Raw genomic sequence first — 6,260 nt, 5'->3', positions numbered from 1 at the left:
GGGCCGCCCCGCCGGGTGGTGGGGGTTACTGGACCTGGGCGATCTCGGCGTCCATGCGCTCGCGCGCCTTTTTCGACATCTTCGCGGTCTTGGCGGCATCCAGGTTCGCGGGCGCGTCGCCCACTTGGATCAGCCCCACCATGCCCATCGCGAAATGCGGCGTGCATTTCACGCCGTAAAGGCCGGGTTCGGTCACGGTCAGCGAATATTCCTCGTTGATCTTGCTTTTGAACGGCTCGACCCCTGCGGGCAGGATCTCCTTGATCGCCTCGACGTTGTGGCTCTTGTCGGTGGGGATGAAGTGGATCACGTCGCCGGGTTCGGCCTTCACGAAGGCGGGTTCGAACACCATCATCCCGGCCTCGCCCTTGTTCATCATGTGGACTTCGTGCTCGGCGGCGAAGGCTGCGCCGGACAGCGCGAAGGTCAGGGCCAAGGCGGGGGCAAGGAAGAGGGCGCGTTTCATGGGTCTTTCTCCTGAAGTCGCGGACCGGGAACGGTCCGTTCAGGGGCCGGATTAGGCCCTTGCGCCGCGCCGCACTTTGACCAAGCGCAAACTGCGGGGCGAAAATCGGCGGCGGTGGAAATATTCCGTTCCGCATTTGTTTCCGCTGCTGCGGTCGATTAGACTGGCGGGGCAAGTCAGGGACCGATCCAGATGCCGCAACCCGACAATCATGCCGCACCGATGGCCGAGGCGGAGATCCGCAAGATCATCCATGTCGACATGGACGCCTTCTATGCCTCGGTCGAGCAGCGCGACAACCCGGACCTGCGCGGCAAGCCCGTGGCGGTGGGCGGATCGACCGCGCGCGGTGTCGTCGCCGCCGCCAGCTATGAGGCGCGGGTGTTCGGCGTGCGCTCGGCCATGCCGTCGGTGACTGCGAAGCGCCGCTGCCCGGAGCTGATCTTCGTGAAGCCGCGCTTCGAGGTCTATCGCGCCGTGTCCCAGCAGATCCGCCAGGTCTTTGCCGAACATACCGACCTGATCGAGCCGCTGTCCCTGGACGAGGCCTATCTGGACGTGACCGAAAACAAGCAGGCCATCCCCGTGGCCACCACCATCGCCCTGATGATCCGCGACCGGATCCGGCAGGTGACCGGGCTGAACGCATCTGCGGGGATTTCCTACAACAAGTTCCTGGCGAAACTGGCCAGTGACCTGAACAAGCCGAACGGGCAGGCGGTCATCACGCCCGCGCGGGGACCGGCCTTCGTGGCCGAACTGCCGGTCAAGAAATTCCACGGCATCGGCCCGGCCACGGCGGCCAAGATGGAGCGGCTGGGCATCGTCACCGGCGCCGATCTGCGCGCCCGTTCGGCCGAATTCCTGCGCCAGCATTTCGGCAAAGCGGGGGACTGGTACTGGCGCATCTCTCGCGCGATCGACCACCGCCCGGTCGAGCCGCACCGGATCCGCAAATCGGTCGGATCCGAGGACACCTTTTCCGCCGACATCTTCGATTTCGACCCCGCCCGGCAAGAGATCGCAGCCTTGGCGGACAAGGTCTGGAAAGCCTGCGGCAGCAGGCATCTGACCGGGCGGACCGTGACGCTGAAGGTGAAATACGCCGATTTCCAGCAGATCACCCGCAGCCGGACCTTGACCGGCCCGGTCCATGGCGCCGGGGATCTGGAAGCCGTCGCGGTCGGCCTTTTGCAGCCGCTGTTTCCGACGGCCAAGGGCATCCGCCTGCTGGGCGTCACCCTGTCCTCGCTTGAGGAGGACGAGGGGCAGGCCCCGCAGTTGTCCCTGCCGGGCTTCGATTAACATCGTGTTATCCTTCCGGCAGGATCGGTTCTTGCCAGTTATCCCCAGGCCGGCATTATGGGTGAAAACGCCCGATGGACCTGTCCCATGAAATCCTGCATCGCCACCGTTTCCCTGCCGGGCAAGTTCGCCGACAAGCTGGCCGCTGCGCAGGCCGCGAAATTCGACGCCATCGAGATTTTCGAACAGGACTTCGTGGCCTCGGACCACTCCCCGCGCGAGGTGGGCCGGATGGTGCGTGATCACGGGCTGGACATCGCGCTGTTCCAGCCGTTCCGCGATTTCGAGGGCCTGCCCGAACCGCTGCGCAGCCGCGCCTTCGCCCGCGCGGAACGCAAGTTCGACCTGATGGCGGAACTGGGAACCGATCTGGTGCTGTTCTGTTCGTCGGTCTATCCGGCGGCGATGGGCGGGATCAGCCGGGCCGCGGACGATCTGGCGGAACTGGGCGACATCGCCGCCGCGCGCGGCATCCGCGTCGGATACGAGGCGCTGTGCTGGGGCCGTCATGTGAACGACCACCGCGACGCCTGGGAAATCGTCCGCCGCGCCGATCATCCGAATATCGGCCTGATCCTCGACAGCTTCCACACCCTGGCCCGCCGCATCGACCCCGACACGATCCGGCGGATTCCCGGCGACAAGATCTTTTTCGTCCAGCTTGCCGACGCCCCCGCGATCGAGATGGACCTGCTGTACTGGTCGCGCCATTTCCGCACCATGCCGGGAGAGGGCGACCTGGACGTGACCGGCTTCATGCGGGCGGTCATGGCTGCGGGCTATGCCGGGCCGATCAGCCTGGAGATCTTCAACGACCAGTTCCGGCGTGGGATGCCCCGGCTGGTGGCGCAGGACGGGCATCGGTCGCTGGTGCATCTGATGGACGCGGTGCGCCGCGCGGAACCGCAACTGCCCGTGGACCTGCCCGCCTTTCCCGGCCCCGTCGCGGTCGAGGGGGTCGAGTTCGTGGAATTCGCGACGGCCCCCGGCGATGCGGGCGGGCTGGAGCAGTTTCTTGCCTCGGCCGGGTTCGCGGCGGTGGGGCGGCATCGGTCGAAGCAGGTGCGGCTGTGGCGGCAGGGGGGCGTCAACCTGCTGGTCAACAGCGAAGCCCAGGGCTATGCCCATGCCGCCTGGCTGAACCACGGCACCGGCGTGTCCGAGGTCGGGCTGACGGTCGCCGATCCCCAGGGCGCCGTCACCCGCGCGACCTTCCTGGGCGCCCCCGCGCATGCCCAGTCGCATGGCCCGGACGAACTGGCGATCCCCGGCATTCGCGGCGTCGGCGGCAGCGCGCTGCGGTTCCTGCACGCAGGCGCGGCAAGCCTGTGGGACGTGGATTTCACGCTGGACCAGCCAAGCCCCCAGGGCGCGGGTCTGGTCGCGGTCGATCACATCGCGCAGACCATGGCCTATGACGAGATGCTCAGTTGGTCGCTGTTCTACACCTCGATCTTCGGGGCCGAGAAATCGGCCATGGTCGACGTGGCCGATCCCGACGGGCTGGTGCGCAGCCAGGCGATCCGCGCGGGCGCGCTGCGGGTCACGCTGAACGGCGCGGAATCGCGGCGGACCCTGGCCGGGCGCTTCATCGAGGATACCTTCGGGTCGTCCGTGCAGCACCTGGCCTTCCGCACGGACGACATCTTCGCGACCGCCGCCGCCATGCAGGACCGGGGCTTTCCGGTGCTGAGGATCGGCGCGAATTATTACGACGACGTGGAGGCGCGCTTTGGCCTTGACCCGGCGCTGCGCCAGCGGATGCAGGCGCTGAACATCATGTATGACGAGGAACCCGGCGGCCAGTTCTTTCAGTTCTACAGCCAGGCGCAGCCGGGCGGGCTGTTCCTGGAGGTGGTGCAGCGAACCGGCACCTACCAGGGATATGGAGCGCCGAACGCCCCATTCCGCATCGCCGCGCAGAAGCGCAGCGAACGTCCCGCCGGAATGCCCGCCCGGTAGCCCCATGCGAGAGATGACCCTGCGCCAGGTCGAGGTGATCCGCGCCGTGATGATGGCGGGCACCATCCAGGGCGCGGCGAAGCTGCTGAATGTCAGCGCGCCGGGGATCTCGCGGCTGGTGAAGTATACCGAAAGCTCGCTGGGGATCCGACTATTCGAACGGAAGGGCGGGCTGTTCGTCCCGTCATCCGAGGCCGAGGCGATCTTCCAGATGATCCACCAGGTCTATCGCCAGATGGAGAACCTGAACGGCGCCGTGGGCGCGCTGCGCAAGGGCGAGGACGTGCGCCTGTCCTTTGCGTCCGCGCCGTCCATCGCGCAGTTCATCGCCGCCCGCGCGATCCGGGGCGTGCGCCAGCGGTTTCCCGACCTGTTCATCGACCTGAACATCCTCAAGATCGAGGAAACCACCGATTACCTGCTGCTGGACAAGGGCGAATTCGTCATCATGTCCTCGGCGGTGGACAACCCCGCCCTGACCTGCGAGCCGCTGGCGCGCGGGCGGCTGGTCGCAATCGTTCCGGACGGGCACCGGCTGGCGGCGCAGCGCACGATTTCGGTCCACGATCTTGCGGCCGAGGATTTCGTGGGTGTCCATCCCGACGATCCTTATGGCGCGGCCTTGGCCCAGCCGTTCCGCGACGCGGGGATCAACCCGCGCTATACCATGCGCGGACGGTTCGCGCAGACTGTGGTCAGCCTGGTGCGGCACGGGCTGGGGGTCGCGGTGATCGACGAATTCTCCGTGGCCGAGGTCTATATGCCGGGCATCACCCGCCGCCCCCTGACCGAAAGCGCCGGGATCACTGCCTGGGCGGTGACGCGGAAGGGGCGGCACCTGTCCAGCTTCGCGGAATACGCCATCGACAGGTTCCGCCGCGAACTGGCGCAGGCGGTCGCCCGCGACGACTGGAACGATCCTACGCCCGAACGCTAGTAGCTGATCGCGGCAGTCCGGCGCAGGTCGTCGGCGGTGGGTTTGCCGAAACCGAAGAACTCCAGATAGGCAGGGATCTGCTCGAACAGCATGTCGGTGCCGACCTGATAGCGGCAGCCGCGCTCCGCGGCGGCGGACAGGAAGGGCGTCATCTCGGTCTTCATCACTACCTCGCCCACGAAGGCGGCGGGGTCGATGCGGGTCACGTCCATCGGCAGCGGATCGCCCGCGTTCATTCCCAAGGGCGAGGCGTTGACGACCAGTTCGAACCCCGCCGGATCGCGGCTGCCGGTTTCAACCCGCAGCGCCGGATAGGCCGCCAGCAGCCGCCCGGCCAACGCCTGCGCCGCCGCCGCGTTCGGGTCGAAGATCGCCAGCCGCGCCACGCCCGCCCGCGCCAGCGAGGCCGCGATGGCCGATCCGACACCTCCCGCGCCGACGACAAGCGCGCCGATCCCGTCCAGCCGCTGGCCCTTGGCCAGAACGCCAAGCACGAAGCCCTCGCCGTCGAACATGTCGGCCTCCAGGGCGCCGTCCACCCCCAGCCGCAGCGCATTGGCCGCGCCCGCGATCCGGGCCGTGACCGACACGCGGTCGGCCAGGCCGATGGTGGCGACCTTGTGGGGCATGGTGATCAGCGCGCCGTGGATGTTCGACAGCCGGAAGACCAGCGGCAGGAAGGCGGCGTAATCCTCGGCCTTGCAGCCCATCGGCACCACCACGGCGTCGATGCCACGGGCGTCGAACCAGGGGTTATAGATCATCGGCGCCTTGAAGGTGCTGGTGGGATAGCCGATATGCGCGATCAGCCGGGTGGTGCCGCTTATCATCATCGCCTCAGTGGTGCAGGATCTCGCCCAGGAAATTCCGGGCGCGTTCGTGGCGGGGCGCGTGGAAGAATTCCTCAGGGGTGTTTTCTTCCAGGATCTCTCCGTCGGCCATGAAGATCACCCGGTCGGCGACCTGGCGGGCAAAGCCCATCTCGTGGGTGACGCAGATCATCGTCATGCCGTCGCGGGCAAGGCCCACCATGGTGTCCAGAACCTCCTTGACCATCTCGGGGTCCAGCGCCGATGTCGGTTCGTCGAACAGCATGGCGATGGGTTCCATGCACAGCGCGCGGGCGATGGCCACGCGCTGCTGCTGGCCGCCGGACAGTTGCGCGGGATATTTGTCGGCCTGGTTGCCGATGCGCACCCGGTCCAGGTATTTGCGCGCGGTCGCCTCGGCCTCGGCCTTGGAAATGCCGCGCACCCGCATGGGGGCCAGGATGCAGTTTTCCAGGACCGTCATGTGCGGGAACAGGTTGAACTGCTGAAAGACCATGCCGACCTCGCGGCGCACGGTGTCGATGGCCTTTTGCCCGTCGTCCAGCTTGGTGCCGTCCACGACGATGGTGCCGGACTTGATCGTCTCAAGATGGTTGATGCAGCGGATCAGCGTCGACTTGCCCGACCCGGACGGGCCGCACAGCACGATCTTTTCGCCGCGACGGACGTTCAGGTTCACGTTCTTCAGGGCATGAAAGGCGCCATACCACTTTTCGACATTCTCCATGCGGATCAGATAGTCTTCGGTCATGATCTCCCT

At 66.8% G+C, this 6,260-nt stretch carries 6 protein-coding genes; 3 read left to right on the top strand and 3 right to left on the bottom strand.

Going from position 1 to position 6,260, the window contains the following annotated elements:
• Positions 1-25 precede the first annotated feature (25 nt).
• Positions 26-466: a pseudoazurin gene (locus ACTJI6_RS13820; protein WP_440801485.1), complete on the bottom strand. Its 441-nt coding sequence runs from the start codon at positions 464-466 to the stop codon at positions 26-28.
• 192 nt (positions 467-658) lie between these two features.
• Here ACTJI6_RS13820 and dinB point away from each other — a divergent pair, with 192 nt between their 5' ends.
• From dinB to ACTJI6_RS13805, 3 genes are all read left to right on the top strand, one after another.
• Positions 659-1,771 carry a DNA polymerase IV gene (dinB, locus tag ACTJI6_RS13815; RefSeq protein ID WP_440801483.1) on the top strand — a complete coding sequence of 371 codons (1,113 nt, stop codon included), beginning with the start codon at positions 659-661 and terminating at the stop codon, positions 1,769-1,771.
• Between the two features lie 87 nt (positions 1,772-1,858).
• Positions 1,859-3,733: a bifunctional sugar phosphate isomerase/epimerase/4-hydroxyphenylpyruvate dioxygenase family protein gene (locus tag ACTJI6_RS13810; RefSeq protein ID WP_440801481.1), complete on the top strand. Its 1,875-nt coding sequence runs from the start codon at positions 1,859-1,861 to the stop codon at positions 3,731-3,733.
• 4 nt (positions 3,734-3,737) lie between these two features.
• Positions 3,738-4,670, top strand: a complete 933-nt coding sequence (locus ACTJI6_RS13805) for a LysR family transcriptional regulator (RefSeq protein WP_440801479.1) — start codon at positions 3,738-3,740, stop codon at positions 4,668-4,670.
• On the opposite strand, the gene ACTJI6_RS13800 is transcribed toward ACTJI6_RS13805, so the two are convergent.
• Both ACTJI6_RS13800 and ACTJI6_RS13795 read right to left on the bottom strand, forming a co-directional pair.
• Entirely contained in the window at positions 4,667-5,500 is an 834-nt protein-coding gene (locus ACTJI6_RS13800; RefSeq protein ID WP_440801478.1) for a shikimate dehydrogenase family protein, read from the bottom strand. The genes ACTJI6_RS13805 and ACTJI6_RS13800 overlap by 4 nt on opposite strands.
• 7 nt (positions 5,501-5,507) lie before the next feature.
• Positions 5,508-6,251 carry an amino acid ABC transporter ATP-binding protein gene (locus tag ACTJI6_RS13795; RefSeq protein WP_440801476.1) on the bottom strand — a complete coding sequence of 248 codons (744 nt, stop codon included), beginning with the start codon at positions 6,249-6,251 and terminating at the stop codon, positions 5,508-5,510.
• Positions 6,252-6,260 lie beyond the last annotated feature (9 nt).

The sequence above is a fragment of the Paracoccus sp. 22332 genome (assembly GCF_052045125.1).
Lineage (GTDB): Bacteria > Pseudomonadota > Alphaproteobacteria > Rhodobacterales > Rhodobacteraceae > Paracoccus > Paracoccus haematequi_A.
Note: the sequence above shows the minus strand (reverse complement) of the source record. Positions and strands in the feature narration are given on the sequence as shown.

What these genes read in the sequence shown, in the direction of transcription:
- ACTJI6_RS13810 (WP_440801481.1), top strand. Translation starts at nt 1,859, where the DNA reads ATGAAATCCTGCATCGCCACCGTTTCCCTGCCGGGCAAGTTCGCCGAC.
- ACTJI6_RS13800 (WP_440801478.1), bottom strand. Translation starts at nt 5,500, where the DNA reads ATGATAAGCGGCACCACCCGGCTGATCGCGCATATCGGCTATCCCACC.
- ACTJI6_RS13795 (WP_440801476.1), bottom strand. Translation starts at nt 6,251, where the DNA reads ATGACCGAAGACTATCTGATCCGCATGGAGAATGTCGAAAAGTGGTAT.
- ACTJI6_RS13820 (WP_440801485.1), bottom strand. Translation starts at nt 466, where the DNA reads ATGAAACGCGCCCTCTTCCTTGCCCCCGCCTTGGCCCTGACCTTCGCG.
- dinB (WP_440801483.1), top strand. Translation starts at nt 659, where the DNA reads ATGCCGCAACCCGACAATCATGCCGCACCGATGGCCGAGGCGGAGATC.
- ACTJI6_RS13805 (WP_440801479.1), top strand. Translation starts at nt 3,738, where the DNA reads ATGCGAGAGATGACCCTGCGCCAGGTCGAGGTGATCCGCGCCGTGATG.